Annotated in this window: 17 protein-coding genes; 9 read left to right on the top strand and 8 right to left on the bottom strand. The window is 57.6% G+C overall.

Going from position 1 to position 22,282, the window contains the following annotated elements; all coding sequences use genetic code 11:
* Positions 1 to 8: 8 nt before the first annotated feature.
* Positions 9 to 1,013: a type I glyceraldehyde-3-phosphate dehydrogenase gene (gene gap / locus LG301_RS05915; protein WP_404474255.1), complete on the bottom strand. Its 1,005-nt coding sequence runs from the start codon at positions 1,011 to 1,013 to the stop codon at positions 9 to 11.
* Between the two features lie 244 nt (positions 1,014 to 1,257).
* Here gap and pyk point away from each other — a divergent pair, with 244 nt between their 5' ends.
* On the top strand, positions 1,258 to 2,724 hold the full coding sequence (pyk, locus tag LG301_RS05910; RefSeq protein WP_404474254.1) for a pyruvate kinase: 1,467 nt from the start codon (positions 1,258 to 1,260) through the stop codon (positions 2,722 to 2,724).
* Positions 2,725 to 2,778: 54 nt separating this feature from the next.
* On the top strand, positions 2,779 to 3,255 hold the full coding sequence (locus LG301_RS05905; RefSeq protein ID WP_404474252.1) for a methylglyoxal synthase: 477 nt from the start codon (positions 2,779 to 2,781) through the stop codon (positions 3,253 to 3,255).
* 16 nt (positions 3,256 to 3,271) lie between these two features.
* Here the strand turns inward: LG301_RS05905 and cra are convergent, their stop codons facing one another.
* A complete protein-coding gene (gene cra, locus LG301_RS05900; protein ID WP_404474250.1) occupies positions 3,272 to 4,246 on the bottom strand; it encodes a catabolite repressor/activator in 975 nt (324 codons plus the stop codon).
* A 237-nt stretch (positions 4,247 to 4,483) separates the two neighbouring features.
* Here cra and ptsP point away from each other — a divergent pair, with 237 nt between their 5' ends.
* The 5 genes from ptsP (at position 4,484) to LG301_RS05875 (ending at position 12,497) form a co-directional block, all read left to right on the top strand.
* A complete protein-coding gene (gene ptsP / locus LG301_RS05895; RefSeq protein WP_404474248.1) occupies positions 4,484 to 7,354 on the top strand; it encodes a phosphoenolpyruvate--protein phosphotransferase in 2,871 nt (956 codons plus the stop codon).
* A complete protein-coding gene (gene pfkB, locus LG301_RS05890) occupies positions 7,354 to 8,325 on the top strand; it encodes a 1-phosphofructokinase (protein WP_404474246.1) in 972 nt (323 codons plus the stop codon). Before ptsP ends, pfkB begins: the two co-directional genes overlap by 1 nt.
* Complete coding sequence (locus LG301_RS05885) at positions 8,322 to 10,058, top strand: PTS fructose-like transporter subunit IIB (protein ID WP_404474244.1); 1,737 nt, start codon at positions 8,322 to 8,324, stop codon at positions 10,056 to 10,058. The genes pfkB and LG301_RS05885 overlap by 4 nt, the downstream gene beginning before the upstream one ends.
* A 235-nt stretch (positions 10,059 to 10,293) precedes the next feature.
* Complete coding sequence (gene pgi / locus LG301_RS05880; protein ID WP_404474243.1) at positions 10,294 to 11,961, top strand: glucose-6-phosphate isomerase; 1,668 nt, start codon at positions 10,294 to 10,296, stop codon at positions 11,959 to 11,961.
* Between the two features lie 155 nt (positions 11,962 to 12,116).
* The gene (locus LG301_RS05875; protein ID WP_404474241.1) at positions 12,117 to 12,497 is read left to right on the top strand and encodes a gamma-glutamylcyclotransferase; all 381 of its coding nucleotides are present in this window, start codon (positions 12,117 to 12,119) and stop codon (positions 12,495 to 12,497) included.
* Positions 12,498 to 12,565: 68 nt separating this feature from the next.
* Here the strand turns inward: LG301_RS05875 and LG301_RS05870 are convergent, their stop codons facing one another.
* Together LG301_RS05870 and LG301_RS05865 are read right to left on the bottom strand one after the other, a co-directional pair.
* The gene (locus LG301_RS05870; protein ID WP_404474240.1) at positions 12,566 to 13,552 is read right to left on the bottom strand and encodes a nuclease-related domain-containing protein; all 987 of its coding nucleotides are present in this window, start codon (positions 13,550 to 13,552) and stop codon (positions 12,566 to 12,568) included.
* Positions 13,553 to 13,703: 151 nt separating this feature from the next.
* Complete coding sequence (locus tag LG301_RS05865; RefSeq protein ID WP_404474239.1) at positions 13,704 to 14,105, bottom strand: lysozyme inhibitor LprI family protein; 402 nt, start codon at positions 14,103 to 14,105, stop codon at positions 13,704 to 13,706.
* A gap of 574 nt (positions 14,106 to 14,679) precedes the next feature.
* Between LG301_RS05865 and LG301_RS05860 the strand changes: the two genes are divergently transcribed.
* Positions 14,680 to 15,759: a PA0069 family radical SAM protein gene (locus LG301_RS05860; RefSeq protein WP_404474238.1), complete on the top strand. Its 1,080-nt coding sequence runs from the start codon at positions 14,680 to 14,682 to the stop codon at positions 15,757 to 15,759.
* Between the two features lie 40 nt (positions 15,760 to 15,799).
* On the top strand, positions 15,800 to 16,096 hold the full coding sequence (locus tag LG301_RS05855) for a helix-turn-helix domain-containing protein (RefSeq protein ID WP_404474236.1): 297 nt from the start codon (positions 15,800 to 15,802) through the stop codon (positions 16,094 to 16,096).
* Positions 16,097 to 16,106: 10 nt separating this feature from the next.
* Here the strand turns inward: LG301_RS05855 and LG301_RS05850 are convergent, their stop codons facing one another.
* From LG301_RS05850 to coxB, 4 genes are read right to left on the bottom strand one after another with little or no spacing between them, the layout of a single operon-like run.
* Complete coding sequence (locus LG301_RS05850; protein WP_404474235.1) at positions 16,107 to 18,311, bottom strand: heavy metal translocating P-type ATPase; 2,205 nt, start codon at positions 18,309 to 18,311, stop codon at positions 16,107 to 16,109.
* A 15-nt stretch (positions 18,312 to 18,326) separates the two neighbouring features.
* Positions 18,327 to 18,683: a hypothetical protein gene (locus LG301_RS05845; protein WP_404474233.1), complete on the bottom strand. Its 357-nt coding sequence runs from the start codon at positions 18,681 to 18,683 to the stop codon at positions 18,327 to 18,329.
* A 5-nt stretch (positions 18,684 to 18,688) separates the two neighbouring features.
* On the bottom strand, positions 18,689 to 21,214 hold the full coding sequence (gene ctaD / locus LG301_RS05840; RefSeq protein WP_404474231.1) for a cytochrome c oxidase subunit I: 2,526 nt from the start codon (positions 21,212 to 21,214) through the stop codon (positions 18,689 to 18,691).
* The gene (gene coxB, locus LG301_RS05835; RefSeq protein WP_404474229.1) at positions 21,211 to 22,272 is read right to left on the bottom strand and encodes a cytochrome c oxidase subunit II; all 1,062 of its coding nucleotides are present in this window, start codon (positions 22,270 to 22,272) and stop codon (positions 21,211 to 21,213) included. Before coxB ends, ctaD begins: the two co-directional genes overlap by 4 nt.
* Between the last annotated feature and the right edge of the window lie 10 nt (positions 22,273 to 22,282).

The following is a 22,282-nucleotide window of genomic DNA, read 5'->3' as shown; positions in this document are numbered from 1 at the left end:
GCCAAGCGTTATTGAGCAGCTTTCTGCATCGCGATGGCGGTATCTAGCATCCGATTAGAGAAGCCCCACTCATTGTCGTACCACGCCATGATTTTCACTAAGCGACCGTTCACACGGGTGTGGTTGGCGTCGAAGGTGGACGAGTGCGCATCGTGATTGAAGTCGATAGACACCAGCGGTTGAGCGTTAACGGCCAATACCGGAGAGCTGGCGGCGGCTTTCTCAACAATCGCATTAATCTCTTCCTTGGTGGTATCGCGACCCGCGTTGAACGTTAGATCCACCAGCGAGACGTTGATCACCGGCACACGCACCGCCAAACCATCGAACTTGCCCGCCAGCTCCGGCAATACCAAACCCACGGCGGCAGCTGCGCCGGTTTTGGTCGGAATCATGGAGTGGGTGGCACTGCGCGCGCGGTAGGGGTCCGAATGGTAAACGTCCGATAAGTTTTGGTCGTTGGTGTAGGCGTGCACGGTGGTCATCAGGCCGTTTTCAATACCCACCGCATCGTTTAGCGCTTTGGCAACAGGGGCTAAGCAGTTGGTGGTGCAGGACGCATTCGACACCACTTTATGGTCAGCGGTGAGAATTTCGTCATTCACTCCGTACACAATGGTGGCATCCGCATCCGGGCTGGGCGCAGAGATCAACACACGCTTGGCACCGGCAGCAATATGCTTGGCCGCTGCCTCGCGCTTGGTAAACAGGCCGGTACACTCCATGACCAAATCAATATGCATGGAGGCCCAAGGCAAGTTAGCCGGATCGCGCTCTGATGAAATCGCAATGCGGTCGCCGTCCACGCTGATGCTTTCTGCATCATGCTCAACCGCAAACGGAAAGTGCCCATGGACGGTGTCGTGGCGCAGCAGATGCGAATTGAGAGAGGGGTCGCCCAGATCATTAATCGCAACAACCTGCACACGATCACGGTAGCCGTTTTCGTACAGCGCGCGCAGCACATTGCGACCAATCCGTCCAAAACCGTTAATGGCAACTCTTATTGTCATGGTAGCACCTCAATCAAACAGTGGTCGTAGATAGCGTATTTTGTAAAAAAATTACTAAAAATACGTATTTAATCACCTTGAGGCCGATTGAAACCTGCTATAACCGCCCTTCAAGGCTAAAAATCATCCAATATGTAGTAAAATTACTATATAAAGACTATCGTAGTCCAATACTTAATCAACGATTCATCCGCCCTTTTTCCGGGCTTTGTTCAGCCCACGCTGCTCATCAGGAGTCACTACCATGACCAACACCCCGCTCCCTGCCCCTCTCCGTCGTACCAAAATCGTCGCCACGCTTGGCCCAGCCAGTGATCGCCCCGGAGTGTTGGAAGCCATGCTAAAAGCGGGCGTGGATGTGGTGCGGCTGAATTTCTCTCACGGCTCCGCTGATGATCATCGCCGCCGCCTCGCCGCAGTGCGCGAGATCGCCCAGCGCCTAGGCCGCAGCGTCGCGGCACTCGGTGACCTGCAAGGCCCTAAAATCCGTATTTCCCGCTTTACGGAAGGCGCCATTCATTTAGACATCGGTCAAGCGTTTGTGCTCGATATGGCGATGGATGCCAATAGCGGCACCGCCGAGCGTGTGGGCTGTGACTATAAAGCACTCATCGATGACGTCGCCCCTGGCGACCGTCTGCTGCTGGACGATGGTCGCGTCGTATTGGATGTCACCAGTGTTGTCGGGCAAGAAGTTCACACCCGAGTTCACGTCGGCGGCAAACTGTCCAACAATAAAGGTATTAACAAGCAAGGCGGCGGCTTGTCGGCACCGGCCCTCACCGACAAAGATAAGCAGGATCTGAAAACGGCCATTGAGATTGGCGTGGACTATTTGGCCGTCTCCTTCCCGCGCCATGCCGCCGATATGCAAGAAGCCCGCGCGCTGCTGGGTGAGGAAGGCAAAGAGATTGGCCTGGTCGCCAAGCTTGAGCGCGCAGAAGCCGTGGCCAACGATGAAACCTTAGACGCCATCATTGAAGCCTCAGAGGCAGTGATGGTCGCCCGTGGCGACTTGGGCGTAGAGATTGGTGACGAAGCGCTGATCGGTACGCAAAAGCGCATCATCAAGCATGCCCGCACGCTCAATCGCGCGGTGATTACCGCCACGCAGATGATGGAGTCGATGATCGAATCGCCGCTACCCACCCGCGCAGAAGTGTTCGACGTGGCTAACGCCGTGCTCGACGCCACCGATGCCGTCATGCTCTCTGCCGAAACGGCAGCGGGCGACTATCCGGTGGAAACCGTTGAGGCTATGAACCGCGTCTGCCTGGGTGCCGAGCGGGAGCGCATTGCCCAAGCCTCCGGCCACCGTATCCATGAAGGCTTTGAGCGGATCGACGAAACCATCGCACTGTCGGCCATGTACGCCGCCAACCATCTGACGGGCGTGCGCGCCATTGCCTGCATGACCTCTACCGGCTACACGCCGCTGATTGCCTCGCGCATTCGTTCAGGCTTACCGATTGTTGGCTTGGCCCACAGCCCCATCGCCCAGCGGCGCATGGCGCTCTATCGCGGCGTGGTCTCGATTCCGTTTGATACCACTCATATGGAAGCCGCCGACGTCAACAAAGAAGCCATTAAGCTGCTGAAGGCGCATGGATTGGCACGCCCCGGCGAGCATGTCATTCTTACTCGCGGCGACCATATGAACGCCCACGGCGGCACCAACACCATGAAAGTATTGGCCGTCGACGCCGAATAGATAACCGCCTCGCCGCGCTATGAATAACAAGCGAATGACCAGGAGAGCTATGCCATGAACGACGCCCGCCCACCCCGCCAAGCCGTGCGCACGCTAGACGCCTGTAAGCGCATTGCGCTGATTGCCCACGATGGCAAAAAAACCGAGATGCTGGAGTGGGCAACGCGCTGGCAAGACACACTCAGCCAGCACACGCTGATTGGCACAGGCACCACCGCAGGGCGGCTGAAAACCGCCCTGGGGCTAGACGTTGAAGGCTTAATGAGCGGGCCGCTGGGCGGCGACCAGCAGATTGGGGCGCGCATCGCGGAGCAGCAGTTGGACGTGCTGATCTTCTTTTGGGACCCCTTTGCACCGCAGCCCCACGACCCGGACGTGAAAGCACTGCTGCGTTTAGCGGCGCTATGGAACGTGCCGGTAGCGTGTAATGCGGCCAGCGCCGACTTTCTGCTCTCCTCGCCCTATCTTAGCGAACGCTACGATATGTCGATTCCAGACGCGAATGCCTGGGCACAGGCACGCACGGTATAAACCGCGCGCCCTGCGCTCAGCGGGTACGCAGGTGGCGCGCTACCACCTGCTGCCCGCACTGGTAGCTTCCGTTCATCGCACCCAGCGCGCACTGCAGCGTTAATTCTGCGATGCGGTCATAATCCTGCAACGCCGAATTGACCGGCTGGGGCAGAAAATCTAACAGGCGGTGGTCACCAAACGTGGCTAACCGCAGCGTCTCTGGCAGTCCGCCTTGAGCGAGCAGCTCATCAAACACACCTTCCATGAGTGCATAAGACGCCGTGACCAGCGCGTCGATCTCACCTACCGCCAAGGCTTGCTTAGCCAGCTCAACGCCTACGTCACGCTCATAGCGCTCGCCGCTAAAGGTGACGGCTTCGACTCCCTGCCCTTCTAATGCCGCCAAGAATCCCGCCCGGCGCTCGCGGCTAACCGACAGCTCGGGCATGGCGTCTAGCCAGGCGATGCGACGCGTTGAACTCGTCATCACCGAACGTGTTAACGCATAAGCCGCGTCATGATCATTGCTCACCACGCTGGCAAAGCGCTCAGGCGAAAGCCCCCGATCCATGCCTACCACACTCCACCCTGCATCGAGCAAATCAGCGTAAAAAGCATCGTTTTCTGGCAGGCAGCTGGCGGTAATCAGCACTTCACAGCGCTGGGCGCGCAGCGCTAGAGCCAGCGTGCGCTCGCTCTCTGCACAGTCATCAGAACTCACCACCAGCAGCTGGTAGCCGCGCTCGCGAGCACCGCGCTCCAAGCGTTTAGCGAGGCGCGCATAGCTGATGTTTTCTAAATCCGGGACGATCAGGCCAATCAACCGGCTAGCGCCACGGCGCAGCGCGGCGGCCTGAGGGTCAATGTGATAACGGTGCTGACGCACCACGGCCATGACTTTGTCGATGGTGGCTGAACTAATGCGCCGCTGTTCAGCCTGGCCGTTGATTACATAGCTTGCCGTGGTGCGCGAAACCCCGGCAAGCCGGGCAATGTCGGCAAGTGTCATGCTGGTTTCTCCCTAAATGAAGACGGCAGTTTAGCAGCCGTTTTACCCTCTTCAGACAAAAGTCTAAAGAAACAACCCTTGTGCCAAAAAGTGAATCGATTCAGCATAGCCAACTAACCACAGGTGACACGATTCATCCAGCTAACCTTAACGATCTACGACTAACGTTTTATTTGCGCACCTTCGCCGCCAATCGCAGACGTTGCCGTTGCCTGGCCGCGTTTACAGGAGAACCCTATGTTGACACTCGGCCCCGATGAAATCTTGCTCGACCGCCACGCGGACAACTGGCAAGCTGCGCTCGACAGCGCCGCCAACGCCCTGGCAGAGGCTGGCTTGGTGGCGGCCGAGTACCGCGATGGCCTTCACGCCCGCGAAGCGCAGTCCTCAACGTACCTAGGCAACGCAATTGCCATTCCCCACGGCACTCCTGAAAGCCGCCATCACGTCAAACGTACCGGTGTGCGGGTGCTGCAGTTCCCTCAGGGTGTACAGTGGCACGACGGCAACACCGTACATGTGCTGGTCACCATTGCGGCACAAAACGACGAGCACCTGGACATTCTGCGCCAGCTTACCCACGTTCTCGACCGCGACGGCGTAGCAACTGAGTTGGCCCGCGCCAGCTCCGCCGCCGATGTCGCCCGCCTGCTCTCGAAGCCGACATTAGCGCCGCGCCTAGATGCCGATACGCTATGTGTTAACTTTCCCGCCCGCGACCCGCAGGAACTAGCCCTGGCGGCCGCGGCCCGGCTGCGCCAAAGCGGCTGCGTGGATAACGGCTTTATTAGTGCCGTGGCGAGCGCCCAACCCCAGTGGTTGGGTAAAGGCTTATGGCTTTCAAGCCACGCCCAAGGGGTGAACCAGCCCGCACTAGGCGTGGCAACGCCCGCCGATAGCACCATCGAGCACGGCGGTCATCCGGTTCATGCGCTGTTCTGCCTGGCCGCCAGCGGCGATGCCCACCGGCCGCTGCTCGAGCAGTTGATGGCGGTACTAGAGAACGGCGAAAGCGATAGCTTTGTGGGCAAAAACAGCGCTCAGCTACTGGCGGCGCTGGCCGGTGAAACCGCCAGCACCCAAACCCGCCGCGTGCGAGTTCTGAACCCCCACGGCCTGCACGCTCGCCCGGCTAAACAGCTGGTACAAATCGCCCGCGCCCAGCCCATGCCCATCAACGTGCGCCTGGAAGAAGGCAGCGCCACCACGGTATCCGCTGCCAGCTTGACCAAAGTGATTGGCCTGGGTGCGCGCCGTGGCCAATGGCTGATCTTCTCTGCCGAAGGCGAACAGGCAAGCGCCGCGCTAGATGCCATTGCCGCCGCTATCGAAGAGGGCTTGGGTGAAAAAGTCACGCCGTTCGACGGGGGCCGCGATGCCACGCCCGCTGCCAACGCCAGCAAGCCTGCCGTGGAGCCGCTGGCCGCCGACAAGCCGCACCCCGGCGTGGCGGCCTCACCGGGGTTAGCGATTGCCCCGGTATTTGTTATTCGCCCGATGCAGTTTGATTATCCTGAGCATGCCAGCGACCCCACCCAAGAGATCGCACGCTTAGAGGCCGCTCTCAAAGAGGGCGCTGCCCAGCTGCAGGCGCTGGTACACAACGCCCCTGGCGGCGAAGTGGCTGATATTCTCTCTATGCACGAAGAGATGCTCGACGACCCCGAACTGCACCAGGCGGCGATTGACGCCATCCGCGAAGGCCGCTCGGCGGAAGCGGGCTGGTGGGAAGCTATCGACACCGCCGCCCACGCCCAAGAGATGCTGGCAGACCGGCTGCTGGCCGAACGCGCCGCCGACCTGCGCGATGTAGGCCGCCGCGTGCTTGGCGTGCTTTGCGACGTTACCCTGCCCGAGCCACCCGATCATCCCTATATTTTGGTGATGGACGATATCGGCCCTTCTGATGTGGCCCGTTTGGATACATCCCGCGTGCGTGGCCTGCTGACCGTTCGCGGCGGCGCGACCGCCCACAGCGCGATTCTGGCCCGCGCGCTGGGCATTCCTGCCGTAGTCGGTGCCGATGAAGCGGTGATGGCGCTACACAACGGCGGCATGATGATTCTGGATGGCGAGCGCGGCCGCGTAACTTCGCAGCCGTCTGAAGAGCGCCTGCGCCGCGCCGAGCAGCAGTTGCTCGACCAGCAGCAGCGTGAAGCGGATGCCTGGGAGCTGCGCTTTGAGCAAGCGCAAACCCGCGACGGTCATAAGGTGGAAGTGGCTGCCAACCTGGGCAACACCGCCCACGCCGCCGATGCGGTAGAGCGCGGCGCGGAAGGGGTCGGCCTGCTGCGCACCGAGTTCCTGTTTATGGCCTACTCCAGCGCTCCGGATCTCGCTACGCAAATCGCCGAATACCGTGAAGCCACCGATGCCCTCAATGGCCGCCCGCTCGTCGCCCGCACCCTGGACGTCGGCGGCGACAAGCCGCTGCCCTACTGGCCGGTGCCCCAGGAAGACAACCCCTTCCTCGGCCTGCGCGGTATTCGCTTAGCGCTGACCCAACCAGAAGTGCTGGAAACTCAGATTCGCGCACTGCTGATGGCCGCCGTCGGCAAACCGCTACGCATCATGCTGCCGATGGTTAAAGACGTGGCCGAGTTCCGCGCAGCGAAGGCGATTTATGACCGACTGCTCAAAGAGATCGCCCCCCAGCAGCGCGCCACCGACGTACAGCTTGGCGTGATGATTGAGGTGCCCTCCAGCGCCTTGTTAGCACCCACGTTGGCCGCCGAAGTCGACTTCTTCTCAGTCGGCACCAACGACTTAACGCAGTACACCCTCGCAATTGACCGTGGCCACCCAGAGCTTTCTGCCCAAGCCGATGGCCTGCACCCGGCGGTACTGCGATTGATTCAAATGACCGTTGAGGCCGCCCATGCACAAGGCAAATGGGTCGGCGTGTGTGGTGAACTGGCTTCTGATGCCATGGCCGTGCCGGTTCTGGTGGGCTTAGGTGTCGATGAACTCTCGGTGAGCGCACGCCAAATCCCGCTGGTCAAAGCCCGCCTGCGCGAGTTTGATCTTGCCCAAGCCCAGGCCAGCGCCCAGCTAGCGCTGAGCAAAGCCACCAGCGACGAAGTCCGCGACGCCTTGGAGGCCAGCTAATGGCACGAGTTGTCTGTATTACGCTGAACCCGGCGCTGGATCTCGCCTTCAACCTCGATGCGCTGACGCTGGGGCACGTCAACCGCCCCACCGGCGCGCAGCTGGAAGCCGCAGGTAAAGGGGTGAACGTCGCGCGGGTATTGGCAAGCCTGGGCCACGAGGTGATTGTCAGTGGCTTCTTGGGCGAAGAGAACGACGCCCCTTTCAGCCTTGCCTTCCCCCGTTACGGCGTCGAAGATGCCTTCGTGCGGGTGCCGGGCAACACGCGCATCAACGCCAAACTCGCCGAGCAGAGCGGCCGTGTGACCGACATCAACGGCCCCGGCATGCCCATCGAATCCGCCCATCTGGAGGCTTTACGCATCACACTAAGCGGCCTGTTTGAAAGTAGCGCGCCGCCTGAGGCCGTGGTGGTCGCGGGCAGCCTGCCTCCCGGCATCGACCAGCCCGCGTTTGGCGAGCTGCTTGCCTTCCTGAAAGGTTTCGGGGTGCCGCTGTGGGTGGATACCAGCGGACCGGCGCTGCTCACGGCGATTGCCGCGCAGCCTGCCGCCGTAAAACCCAACGAAACCGAGCTGGCCGACTGGGCCGGTAGCGCGCTTGATAGCGACCAACAGCGCCAAGCCGCCGCCGAGCGGCTGCACGCCAGCGGCATCGAACACGCGCTTATTTCAGCGGGTGCCGAAGGCGTTTTATGGGTGAGCCAGCACGGCACCTGGCAATCCACGCCGCCGACCGTCACTGCCACCAATACCGTTTGCGCGGGCGACACCTTTGTGGCCGGCATGCTCCACGGGCTGCTAAGCCAGCACTCGCCCGACGATACGCTTCGTTTCGCCACGGCGCTTTCTGCCGAAGCGGTACGCCATGTTGGTGTGGGCACTTCCCACGCCGATGATTTTGACTCACTCCAACAACAGACCCGGGTACGGCGTCTTGACGACACCCACACCGAGGGAGCCACGCGATGAACCTAATCCTGATTACCGCCTGTCCCAGCGGCATGGCGACCACTTTCCTGGCCGCCAAGCGCCTAGAGCAAGCCGCCACGCGGCTGGGCTGGAACGTTCATGTAGAGATGCACGGCGAGATTGCGCCGCTGCAAGCCGCCAGCGCCGAGCAGATTGCTAACGCCGATTTGATCGTCGTGGCCGCCGACCACGTACCCGCTCCGGAACGTTTTGAAGGCAAGCGGCTATTCCAGGCTCCTATTGCCAGCGCCCTGCCCGGCCCCAGCGCCTTTTTAAGCCAAGCCAAGCGGGAAGCACCGATCTACAGCGCCCCGGCAGCCACTGCTGCGGCCCCGGCCATCAGCGCAGACGGCAAAAAAATCGTTGCCGTCACCGCCTGCCCCACCGGCGTTGCTCACACCTTTATGGCCGCCGAAGCGCTGGCCGAAGCGGGTAAGGCCATGGGCCACCAGATCCGCGTGGAAACCCAAGGCTCAGTGGGCGCGCAAAACAAACTCACGGAAGCGGAAATCGCCGACGCTGACGTGGTCGTATTGGCCTGCGACATCGAAGTGGATCCTTCACGCTTTGCAGGTAAGCGTATTTATCGTACGTCTACCAGTAACGCGCTGAAAAAGCCGCGCCCGACCCTTGAAGCCGCCTTCACCGATGCCGCTGTGGAAGACGGCACCAGCGCCGCCAGTGGCGCCACCGCCAAAAAAGGCATGAAAGAGAAAGGCGTCTATAAACACCTGCTGACCGGTGTTTCCTTTATGCTGCCCATGGTGGTGGCGGGTGGCTTGTTAATAGCCCTCTCGTTCGTGTTCGGTATCGAAGCGTTCCAGGAAGAAGGCACCCTGGCCGCCGCGCTGATGCAGATTGGTGGCGGCACGGCCTTCGCGCTGATGATTCCCGTTCTGGCGGGTTACATCGCCTACTCCATCGCCGACCGCCCCGGCATTGCCCCCGGCATGATTGGCGGTATGCTCGCCGCCGAGATTGGCTCTGGGTTTATCGGCGGTATTCTGGCCGGTTTCCTGGCGGGCTACGTGGCCCTCGCCGTCACGCGCTACGTGAAACTGCCCTCCAGCGTTGAGTCGCTCAAACCGATTCTGATCATCCCGCTGATTGCCAGCTTGGTCACCGGCCTGACGATGATCTACGTGATTGGCGAGCCGGTGGCTGCCGTGCTGAGCGCGCTCACCAGCTTCCTGGAGTCCATGGGCTCGACCAACGCCGTGCTGCTGGGCATTCTGCTCGGAGCCATGATGTGCTTTGACCTAGGTGGCCCGGTCAACAAAGCGGCCTACACCTTTGGCGTCGGCCTGCTGGCCTCTGAAACCTACGGCCCAATGGCGGCGATCATGGCCGCCGGCATGGTGCCCGCGATTGGTATGGGTATTGCCAGCTTCGTGGCGCGTAACAAGTTCTCCGCCCCCGAGCAGGAAGCGGGCAAAGCCTCGTTTGTGCTTGGCCTGTGCTTTATTAGTGAAGGCGCGATTCCCTTCGCGGCGAAAGACCCGCTGCGCGTGATTCCCGCCTGTATCGCCGGTGGCGCGGTCACGGGTGCGCTTTCTATGCTGGTGGGTGCCAAACTGATGGCCCCTCATGGCGGTATCTTTGTGCTACTAATCCCCAATGCCATCACGCCTGCCCTACTCTATCTCGGCGCGATCATTGTAGGTTCTTTGATCACCGGCTTGGGCTACGCGTTTATCAAACGTGGTGCTGCCCAAGTAGCCGTTGCCAGCTAAACGCTGCACACTGACATTCCCCAGGGCGGGTCTAACCCGCCTTTTGGTAGATATGGCGCTCCACCACTCAAAAAAGTGTTTTATTACCCACTTTGATTCACATTTCTTTATCAAACGCTTTAATAATGCGCAATATGTAGTATTTTTACATAAATAAAAGTCGTGATGAGAGCACGCGCTGCCCCATCAGTAACAACGATGCACAAACGCTGTAAAAACAATAGGACCGCCCGTTATGTTCCAACTCACTCGCAGTGTCACTTGGCAGGCCCTAGAGCGCCTGCGCGATAAAACCGCCAACGACCGCATTCGTGACTATTTTACGAGTGACCCACAGCGCTTTGAAAAAATGAGCCTACGCGTTGGCGGCCTGTTCCTCGACTATTCAAAGCATCACGTTTCTGATGAAGTGCTGGCCAAACTCATCGAGCTAGCCGACCACTCCGCCCTGGTACAGCGCCGCGCCCAGATGTTCTCTGGCGACATTATTAACGTGACCGAGAACCGTCCGGTACTCCACACCGCCCTACGCCATTTGGGCGATGAGCCGGTGTATGTGGACGGCGAAGACGTGATGCCAGAAATCACCCGCACCCGCGAGCAGATCAAGCTGTTCTCGGAAGCGGTGCGTAGCGGCGAGTGGAAAGGCTATAACGGCCAGCGCATTAAAGACGTGGTCAATATCGGTATTGGTGGCTCGGACCTCGGCCCCAACATGGCGGTGCGTGCGCTGTTGAAGTATCGCCACCCGGAGCTGCACTTCCACTTTGTTTCTAACGTGGACGGCACCCATATTCAGAAAGTGCTGTCGCGGCTAGACCCCGCCACCACGCTGTTTATCGTCTCTACGAAAACCTTCTCCACCCAGGAAACCCTGCTCAACGCCAAGACCGCGCGGCGCTGGTTCCTGGAAAACGCCGGAGAAGACGCCGATGTGGGCGCGCACTTTATTGCCGCTTCCACCAACCGCAAAGCGGCGATGGAGTTCGGCATTCGCGAAGAGAACGTGTTTGAGTTTTGGGCCTGGGTGGGCGGCCGCTACTCCATGTGGTCTTCCATCGGTTTGCCCATTGCGCTCTCGATTGGATTTGAAGGCTTTATCGAGCTGCTGGAAGGCGCGCATGAGATGGACCGCCACTTTATCGAAGCGCCTTTCGCTCAAAACATGCCGGTCCTCATGGCGCTGATCGGCATCTGGTACATCAACTTTATCGGCGCAGAAACCCAGGCCATCGTGCCCTACGACCAAGCGTTGAACCAACTGCCCTCCTTCCTGCAGCAGTTGGATATGGAGTCTAACGGTAAGTCGGTAGATATTTTCGGCCACCCGGTGAACTACAAAACCGGCCCGATTGTATGGGGCCAAACCGGCTCCAACGGCCAGCACGCCTTCTTCCAGCTGCTGCACCAAGGCACCCGCTATGTGCCCATCGACTTTATCGCCTCGCTCAAGCCGGAACCGGGCGTGGAAGACCACCACTTCGCCCTGCTGACCAACATGTTGGCCCAAGCCAACGCCTTTATGGAAGGCAGCCAAGGCGACAGCAAAGAGCTCAGCCAGCTAGACCCCTACAGCTGCCCCGGCAACCGCCCCTCCAGCACCCTACTGCTCGACGAGCTAACGCCGAAAAACCTGGGCGCGCTGATTGCGCTCTACGAGCACAAGGTGTTCGTGCAGGGCGTGATCTGGAACATCAACTCGTTCGACCAGTGGGGCGTACAGCTAGGCAAGCGCATCGCCGGTGAAATCAGCGAGCGCATCGACGCCAACGCCGCCGACTTCGACGCTTCTACGCAGGGGCTGCTGGAGCTGGTGCGCGCTCACTTTCCGAGCACGACGCATCAAACCCAGAACGCTGAACCCGAAAGCAGTGCTAAAAAACCGGTGCGGAAGAAGCGCTAAGATAATAGACAGATTCATAGACGAGTGCATAGCTAGGTGAGCAAAACGCCTTGGCAAAACGCCTTGGCAAACTGCCAAGGCGTTTTTAGCTCAAAAGCCTATTAATATCGAAAAAAGCTTCAGCCGCACCTCAATATTGTTACAAGGTGAACCCCATGCAGCATCTTCACCAAGCCATCCAGCGCTGCCCACGGGTGGCGGTATACGGCACGTTAAAGCACGGCCATCGCAATCATCATTGGTTAAACGGCGCTGATATGCTGGGCCAAGATCGTTTAACACAGATCACGCTTTACGACCTTGGCCTCTACCCAGGCGCTAAACTCATGCCATCCACAGGGGTGGTCGTGGAGATATACGCCATTAACGCTGAACTGCTAGCGCGGCTGGATGAACTAGAAGATTACCTGCATCATTCCCCCGCAAAAGGAATGTACGATCGGACATTATTAGTCACCCAGTATGGTGATGCTTGGTGCTATATCTACAACCCAGCGGTTGAAGCAGCACCTGTGATTAGGTGTGGCGAGTGGTAAACCTAAGCTAGCGACTATGCCAGTAATGCGACATACATCCGCTAGCTGAGAAAGCGCTAACAGGGACATTACCCTTTTTCCGTAACATCTTCTGCTTGAAAGAGCGTAAATTTATGATTACAGCTTCTGCAAGTAGCGGTATAAATTGGGCCACTTTTATTCACTACAACGGAGCGCGATTTACACTCAGCACAAGCAGGCTTCATCGGCGTGTTTTGGTGGCAATTCCCACAGCGGACAAAATAACCATACTTACCGTAGCGGTCTTCCAGCATATGCGTTTCGCCGCAATGCCGGCACAATAATAGAGTTGAGCGTGGAGCTTCCACCACGGCAGACTCTCGCACGATATTTACTACATTTTCTTGAGTGGGCTGTGAGGGCTGGTAATTTTCCCTAGCCTCGGCATCCTGCTGAATTAAAAAGTCACCTATCGCTAAAAGCTCTCGTTCGTTGAAACGGGCACGCCCTTTCAATACCGACAACGAACCTAGCGAACCAATCAGCTTCTTCACGTGCTCTACCACAAACTCTGACTTCACCGTAAGCTCGGATATTCTTGCTGGCATCTTCTTACGGTCTAAAATGGCAGAGCTTGAAACGGCACATAGTACATGCCACTCTCGCCCTCCCACCTGGCCTTGAATGCCAAGAATTTTCCGCACGAACTGCTCAACATTTGCGCGCAAGAGGTTTTTCAATAAGTCCTGCTGGAGTTCAGCTTGCCGCAAGGGAGATGGCATTCCACGCCACTCTCCGCGATAGCTGCGAGACCACTCCCCTTCAGCGTTCACATTAACTTCACCACTAATGCTCTTGGATTCAATGACGATAAAACCAAATGGATAAACTATCAGATGGTCGATCTGCGCGTTTTCTCCACAGTGCGTCAAACGCAAATCGTTAAAAACAAGCACTTGATCGTTATCCCCAAATTCGCGGCGCAAGTGAAACGCTACATCCTTTTCTTGTTGATAACCGTAATGGCTGCGTTTGTCAGTTGTCACTAAGGCATCTTTTTCCTTCAAGATCACTGTATTTTTCTCCTTAGCCAAGCTTCAAGCGCGCTCCTTTGACCCACTATAACTAACTGCCCACCCGCTTGGCCTTAAAACCCAACGTTTACCCAACCCTGACAAAAATATGAGCACCCGCCCACTGCTGCTGATTAAAGCATCTCACACGTTATCTACGCATGTAGAAAACCTACCACCCCAGCATATTCTCCAGCTCGGTAGCACGCTGGGTGGTTTCCCGTAAAAAGCATTCATTACTCACCACCTGGGCTAGCGTGCCGCCCGCCGTGGCGTAGAAATTGCAGTTGGCGTCACGGTAATTGATCCATAGCCGTTGGGCGGCGAGCAACGCTTCGCGGCGCTCTTCAGAAAGCTCACTTCGGGCATCGCTGTAGGCTGTATTTAGCCGTGCATCTTGAACGGCCATTTCATCGGCAATACAGTTAAGCATGTTCACGGTAACGCCACCGGAGGCATCCATGCATTTGCTGTAGCGAGCACTATATTCATCATCGGCGCTGCTTTGCGCAGCCGCCGTGAGTGCTAAAAACACACAAAACACATATGTTACTAACTGATAAATCTTCTGCATAAGTACTCTATATCAAGTGTAAGAACCAGCTTAGCGCTAATGAGCTGGCGACTCGTGCTGTCTATAAATAGCGCACCGCTGTGTCGCCTTACATGCTAAACAGCAAGATTAGATTAATTTAAATGAGATTATCATTATGATATGCGGGGAGCTAGTTTTTCTGGGTAATACTTTTGCTTACTGGGTATAGCCTAAATATTCGCCACTCAAAGGATCATCGAAAATGTTAATGGCTGAGGCATATGAGCGGTAATGTGAAAGCCATTACTCCAGCACATGAAATGACACGCTAAAAAATGCCGAGAAATTACTTGTCCATTGCTGCGAACATATAATTCTTGGGTCACCGTAAAAGCGTACCGAAAACGTTCACACCCTATCAGAACGAACTATCTATGCATCGTACCTTTCTAAATTAGTCAGCGACACTGCACTACGAAGCACTACCTTCCTAACCTCGTTTTGAAAGGCGGAAGTAGTTGGTTTCCAAAACCACCTAACTCTTGCCGCGCCTCGCCAACACTTTATACTGTACAAATAAACATATCCCTTATGATCACTCACGAGGTGGCAGATGACATCACTGGATTCCTCTCGCGCTACCGTGCATAAAGGGCGCGGTGCAACCTACGACCCGCATAACCGCTTTGCCCCTACCCGCAGCGTGGCGGAGGATGACGGCTGGTGGCAGGATGAAGCCTCTACCTCGCTAGCGACAGAAGTGCGCGAGGAAGCCAGTAAAAGCGCGCTCTCTTGGAACAACTCTCCAGACCTACCTTTTGATCGTTCGCTTAATCCTTATCGCGGCTGTGAACATGGCTGTGTCTACTGCTACGCGCGCCCATCTCACGCCTATTGGGATTTATCGCCGGGGCTGGATTTTGAAACCAAACTGATCGCCCGCCGCGGGCTGGTGGAGCATTTAAAAGAGGAGCTTTGCCACCCTCACTATGTTTGCCGACCCATTAACCTCTCCGGCAATACCGACTGTTACCAGCCGCTAGAAGCCACCTACCAAACCACTCGCCGCTTGCTAGAATTGCTGTTGGCTTGCCGCCACCCGGTGACGCTAGTCACGAAAAGCACGCTGATTTTGCGGGATATCGATCTACTAGCAGAAATGGCCGAGTATCGCTTGGTGCGGGTGTTCGTGAGCTTGACCAGTCTAGACGCTAACCTAAAGCGCAAGCTGGAACCCCGTGCGGCATCGCCGCAGGCGCGCCTGAAAGTGATTCGTGAGCTAAACACGGCGGGAATACCGGTGGGCACGCTGGTATCGCCGATTATTCCCGGCCTGACCGACCACGAAATTGAGCGCATTCTGGAAGCCGCCAGCCGTGCCGGGGCGCGCACCGCGACTTGGATGCTGCTGCGGCTGCCCCACGAGGTCGCGCCGCTGTTTGAAGCTTGGCTCAACGCCCACTACCCCGAGCGAGCGCCTAAAGTGATGAGCTTCATTCGCCAATGCCGAGGCGGCCAGAACTACGACGCGCAGTTTGGAAAGCGCTTTCGCGGTGAAGGGGTATTTGCCGACTTGATAGCCCAGCGCTTTAAGCGCGCTAGCCGCCAGTGGAACATGCAGCCCCGCACAGAGCAGGGGTTGAATACCCGCGATTTTCGCCCGCCCCGGGCACAGGGGGATTTATTCATTTAAGCTAGGCAGCACACGAATAAGTTGCCGCCAAGGAAACCGAATGCTCCAACTCAGTAAAACCAAGTCGAGTTTTTACCGTCGCCTGTACGTTGCACATCTAATTGAGCAAGGTGTCGCGAGCGTGCCTGCGCTTATTGAGGCGACCGGCATGCCACGGCGCACCGCGCAAGATACGATCGCGTCCCTAGCGGAACTGGATATCGAGTGTGTGTTCGAGAAAGGCGAAGGTGAACGGCATAATATTGGCCACTACACCATTAAACACTGGGGTGCGATTGACGCTCAGTGGGTGGCCTCGAATGCGGAGCGTTTGGGGCAAGCGCTGGGGTATCGTTAACGTCGCCTGTTTAGGCCCACGCCAACCTTGCCACATTGAGCATAACGCTAAGTGAGCTAGCCGCCATAGCCAACACAGCGACTAGTGGTGGTATCGCCATCACCACCACTAAGCCAATGGCTAAAGTATTATAAAGTACTGAAAACGTAAGATTTTGCACCATTACTCGGCGCGTGCGCTTAGCAATGTTTAATAGCCGCACCACGCCACCCACTCCTGGCGTCAGCAACTGCGCAGCAGCGCCCTCCCGAGCGGCCTCACTTGCCTGCATAGGCGCTAACCCCACCCCAGCTGCGGCTAGACTGAGCGTGTCGTTCACGCCATCGCCTACGTACAGCGTGGGCGATGGCAGTGCGGTCAGCAGTTTTGCTTTGGCCTCAGGCGAGCGTTGGGCATAGCAAGCCTCTTTAGGTAGCCCTACCTGCTGACCCAGCCAACTCACGGGACCTTGGCGGTCACCGCTGATCATCGCCAGCCCATAACCTGCGACTTGTAGCTGCTGTATGGTTGCTTGAGCGTCAGTTACCGGCTGATCAGCTAGATATAGCGTGGCAAGCCAGCCCTCGCTATCTGCCACCACTACTTGAGAAGCAAAGTCATAGGCAGGATCTTGGGCGTTTTCAGATAAGGCCTGGTCCTGGCGCTCAAGCTGTGCGCTCACCCACACGGCATTGCCTAAGAACCACTGTTCACCGTTAGTAAACACGATGCGTTGACCACTACCAGGGAAGTCTTTTCGTTGCGCCACCTCGTAACCCACTTGGCATTCAGAAGTGGTTGCCCACTGCAGCAGGCCATACGCAAGCGGATGCTCGCTGTGCTTCAAGGCAGAACCCAGCATTTGCGGAAAGTCGATGTGATGGGAATTGCGCACATCAGCGTGCAGTACGCGATGCTGCCCACGAGTTAACGTGCCGGTTTTATCAAAAGCGATAACGCGCACATTGGCGAGCACCTCAAGGGCGGCCGGGTCACGTAGGGCAATGCCCTGCTGCAACGCTTGACTGCTGCCTGCTAAATTAGAAAGCGGCACCGCCAGGCCTACCGCGCAGGGGCAGGCCACCACTAAGACAGAAAGTGCACGCACGGTGGCCTCTTCCCACCCCACCCCAAAAAGCAACGCAGCAGGCAGCGTCAAAACCCCAAGTACGAGCGCAGCGGGACTTAACCAAGCGGCAAACCGCTCGGCTAAGGTTTGTAGTTCGCCCTTTTGGGCCTGAAAACGGCGCATTTGTTCGCACAACTTATCCACCCGCCGCTGCCCAACCGGTGCTGTGACTCGAATCGTCAGGGGAGCTGCCCCATTTAAAGAGCGGCAGCCTGCATACACCTTCTGCCCCTTGGTAAAGAAGCGTGGCACGCTTTCACCGGAGAGGGTCGCCGTATCTATCCAACCCGAGGTTTCCAGCGTACCGTCCAACGGAATTGTCTCACCCTGGGCCACGTCTATTTGTGCGCCCTGGGCAACGTCTTCAACGGGTAGAGACATCCGCTGACCATGTTGCCAAACGGTCACTTCCACACTGGGTAACGCCAGCGCGTCAAACGCCTTTAAGCCCCGCTGACGGCAAAACGTTTCCACTAGGCGACCAACCAAAAGCAGCACAATCAGCATCACGGCGGTATCAAAATAGACCTCCACTGAGCCACGGCATAAGAGCCAAGCTGAGACCACCACTGCCCCGATAACTCCTAAACTGACCAGCACATCCATCCCTGGGCGCTTGGCGAGTAGCGTGCGCCAACCGGCACGGTAGAAAGGCAGGCCTGCGTAAAGCACTACGGGCAGCGCAAACGCACCAGAAATCCACGCAACGACGCTCTCTATCTGAACACTGGGTAGCGCACCGGCGTATATCAACAGCGACGCCAGCATGGTCCACATGCCAAACACTGAGCCTACGATTAAGCGAAGTGTCAGGTAGCGGCTCTCTTGTTCAAGGCGCGCATGGGCATCGCCCACGGCCTCAAGCTCTGTTAACCGGTAACCGATTTTCGCTACGTGGGGCGCGAGAACCGCTAGCCGAATAGCATCAGGCGCGCCCTTTACCCACACCGTGGCGGTTGGGTAGTGAACGCTAACCTCTGAAACGCCCGCCAGCCGTTTAAGACCCCCCTCAACCGCCAGCGCACAGCTGGTGCACCACATGCCGTGGAGAGTATAAAGCGGTGCTTCCTCGATGCCTAAACACGGGGGTGCCGCTTTTTTATGCATAGCCAAGCACGAGCGTTACAGGCACGGCGGCACCCCGACGATAGGCAGCGCAACAAACACAACGCCAAGTGCAGAAAACAGGTATAGCCCCGCAGAAACCGCTGCATTAAATCGCTCGCGCCCCTGGTGTTGTTCAAAGGCTTGATAACACCCCCAGGTAAGCATCAACAGCACGGCAATGGTTATGAGGCTAACCAGCAGCAGACCTCCATTCAGCAGGGTAAACGCACCCTGCTCAGGCGAAGGCGCCGCGGCTTCACAGGCGACTGCGTGACCTCCGTAAACCACAACAAACCAGATACACCACAGCGTCAAGCCAATCACAAAGTGAAGGGGATGGGTTAAACGTAAACGCTCCATTAGAGTTGTCATAGTGCTTAGCCCCCTATCACACGGGGCAGAACAGCAAGCGCCCCTACCAACACCCAGAAGGTAACCACGTTATAGCGCCATAGCTGTACTACCACCGCAGGCTCAAAAGGCGCATGAACACCCACGTAGCCATAACCTACGCGTAACCCTTGCATCACGGTAAGAATAACCGCTAAGCCGCCGTGAAACAGGGCGTAGATAAGACCCACCAACATAATCGCATCGTGGGTGGTGTGGGTTGGCGATAGATCGGCCGAATATAGCGCCCAACCCGTTAAGGCTACCTGTAAGGTGCCCAGTGCACCTGCCAGGTAGAAGCCTGCGCCCAAACCAGCATCACGCTGCTGGCGAAGTCCGCGTATTAGTTTTGCCATCACGCCATAGCCCGTCAGCACTGCAATACCAGCGCCACCCAGAATACTTAATGAGAGCGGCGGCACCGCTGGCATGCGCCACTCAGGCGACACGGTCCAGAGATAAAACCAGCCAAATAAATAAGAGAGGAAAAAGGAGCCGTTGGCGATTAAAAATATGGCCATCGCCCAGACGCCTGGGCCATCCATGGTGCGAGAGTGCAGCGGCGGGTCACCGGGCGCCACCGCAGCATCCGGAGCGGCTTTGGGGTGCGCGCCGTTCTCCCAGGACCAGCGCAGCAGGAACACCCCGGCAATCAGCACGAAGACACCGGCCAGCGCATAGACCCGCACCAGCAGGCTGATACACACCACCGCCAGCGCCATGGCAGCAAACAGGGGCCACCAGGAGTTACCCGGCAGGTGGATAATTTCACGCACCTTGCCAGAGATGGGGTCGGTGCCCCACATCTCACGCCGCCCGTGCGTAGCAACCGCCAGCGAGTGCTTCCCTTCCGCCATAGTGACAGGCAGGTTAGGGTCATCCCACAAGGGGTGACGCGTTTCAACCTTAGGCAGGCTGACGAAGTTGTAGGCACTGGGCGGCATGGTGTTTGCCCACTCAAGTGTGTCGGCATTCCATGGGTTCTGCTTGGCGGGTTTGCCAAAGCGGAAATGTAACGCAATATCCAGCAGCACCATGGCAATACCAGCCGACATGACAAAGCTGCTGACCGACGAAAGCAGGTTATAGATATCCCAGCCCATGCCGGTGTCGTAGGTGTAGACGCGGCGCGGCATCCCCAGAAGCCCGGTCCAGTGCATGATCAGGAAAGTGCCGTTGAAACCCAAAAACGTCAGCCAAAAACCCCAGCGGCCCAGATTTTCGGAAGGCATGCGCCCGGAAAACAGCGGCAACCAGTAATAAAGGCCAGCAATCAGCGGGAAGAACATGCCCCCCACCAGCACGTAGTGCATGTGCGCCACCACAAAGTGGGTATCGTGCACCTGCCAGTTAAACGGCACCAGCGCCAGCATGACGCCGGTTAAACCACCGCAGACAAAGATGATCAGAAAGCCCAGCACCCACAGCATGGGGAGCTTCATTTTAGGCTTGCCCAGCCATAGCGTGGCTAGCCACACGAACACCTGAATGGCCGTGGGCACCGCCACCAGCATACTGGCCGCCGAGAAAAAGGCCTGCGCCAGCTGGGGAATGCCCACCGTGAACATGTGGTGAACCCACAGGCCGAAGCTGATGAACCCCGTGACAATAATGGCAAAGACTACCCAGCCGTAGCCGACGATGGGCCTTCCGGCAAAGACAGGAATCAGCGTCGAGATGATCCCCGCCGCAGGCAGGAAAATGATGTACACCTCAGGGTGCCCGAACAGCCAGAACAAATGCTGCCATAGAATCGGATCACCTCCGCCAGCGACTTCAAAAAACGGCATGCCCACGGCACGTTCAAGCTCCAGTAGCACACTGGCTAAGATTAGCGGCGGAAAGCCCACCACAATCATTAACGCCATGGCCAGGATATACCAGGCAAACAGCGGCATTTTGTGCAGCGCCATTCCCTGGGTACGGGTACGCAAGATTGAAACGACAATCTCAACCCCTGCCGAAAGCGCAGAAATCTCCACAAAGGTGATGCCCAGCAGCCAGAAGTCTGAGCCTAAGCCTGGGGAAAATTCGCTGCTGCTCAACGGGGTATACATAAACCAACCGCTGGACGGTGCCATCTCCAAAACAAGGCTGGACATCAGGATGATGCCGCCAAATAAGTAGCACCAGTAGCCTAACGACGTCAGCCTTGGGCAAACCAAATCACGCGCGCCGATCATCTTTGGAATCAGATAGATCGCTAGCCCTTCCAGCATGGGAATAGCGAACAGGAACATCATCACCGTGCCGTGCATGGTGGTGACTTGGTTATAAATATCCGGCGACATGAAATCTTGATCAGGCATTGCCAGCTGGGTACGAACCAGCATGGCAAGCATGCCGCCGATCAAGAAAAACACCATCCCGGTAACCATAAAACGCAGGCCCAGAGTGGTGTGATTAACAATCGTTAGCGCTTTAAGCCCTTTTGGATTGCCCCAAATTTCGTGAAGGTCGTCATGTAATTGCTGTGGATCGTGTTTGATCGCTTCTTGGTTGACGGTACTCATGGGTTTAAGGTCTCCAACCAAGCGCCTAGGGCATCCAGGGTGTCCGTATCGATATCATCGTGGGCCGGCATTTTATTTCCCGGCTTCAGCGATTGGTGGTGTTTCAGCCACCGGCTCACTGCCCCCTCCTCCATCGCCATAACGCCCGCCCCAAGCGTGGCGCGGCTACCTATATCCGATAAGTTCGGCCCTGTGGTGCCACCGCTCACCCCTGCCACTTGGTGGCAGCTAGCACAGTGGGTCATGAAAGCATCTCGCGCATCATCGTGGGTGGCGTCGGCAGTGGCTAACGCGCCAAGCTGGTCTTCTTGGCGCCCTGCAAGCCAGGCGTCGTACTCCTCCCGAGGAAGCGACTCAACATGAAGGTGCATATGTGCATGTCCAATACCGCAAAGCTCCGCACACTGGGCGCCAAACACTGCCGGGATATCAGCCTCTAGACGGATACGATTCACCCTGCCAGGGATCATATCCACTTTGCCACCCAAGCGCGGTATCCAGAAGGCGTGAATCACATCCGCACCACTCACATGGAAATCAACCGGCTCGCCCACAGGCATCACCAGATGGTTCGCGGTTACCACTTCCCCCCCTTCAGCGTTGGGATAGCGCACCTCGAACCACCACTGATGGCCAATTACCTCAATCACCTCGGCTGAATCGTCGCTTGCCAGCATCCGCTGCCCGGCAGGGACGCCAAACGCTAACAGTGCGATAATGCTGGACACGGGCAGTAAGATACCGCCGCCTAGAATCCAGCGGCGAGCAATGCGACGCTCCTGAACAGGGGTACGCGTCACCTCCCGGGGCTTAAAGGCGTAAAGCCAGAGTGCTGTTACGGCAACAAGTACCACCGTGCCGAAGGTCAGCATCATCCACCAAATCAGCGTCACATCGCGTGCAGCTTGCCCAGCGGGGTCTAGAATAGATTTATCGCCTGAACATCCTGCGGTTAAGATAGCCGCGGCGAGTATCGCCACCAACGCTATTGAGTTGACCCGTTGACGCGATACGCGTTGAATATTTGATGAAGCCGTATAGCCGTCGCGATCCCTCATTTGCTATTTC

The organism is Vreelandella venusta (assembly GCF_044809155.1).
Taxonomy (GTDB): domain Bacteria; phylum Pseudomonadota; class Gammaproteobacteria; order Pseudomonadales; family Halomonadaceae; genus Vreelandella; species Vreelandella venusta_B.
This window is presented reverse-complemented; position numbering and strand designations above follow the sequence as displayed.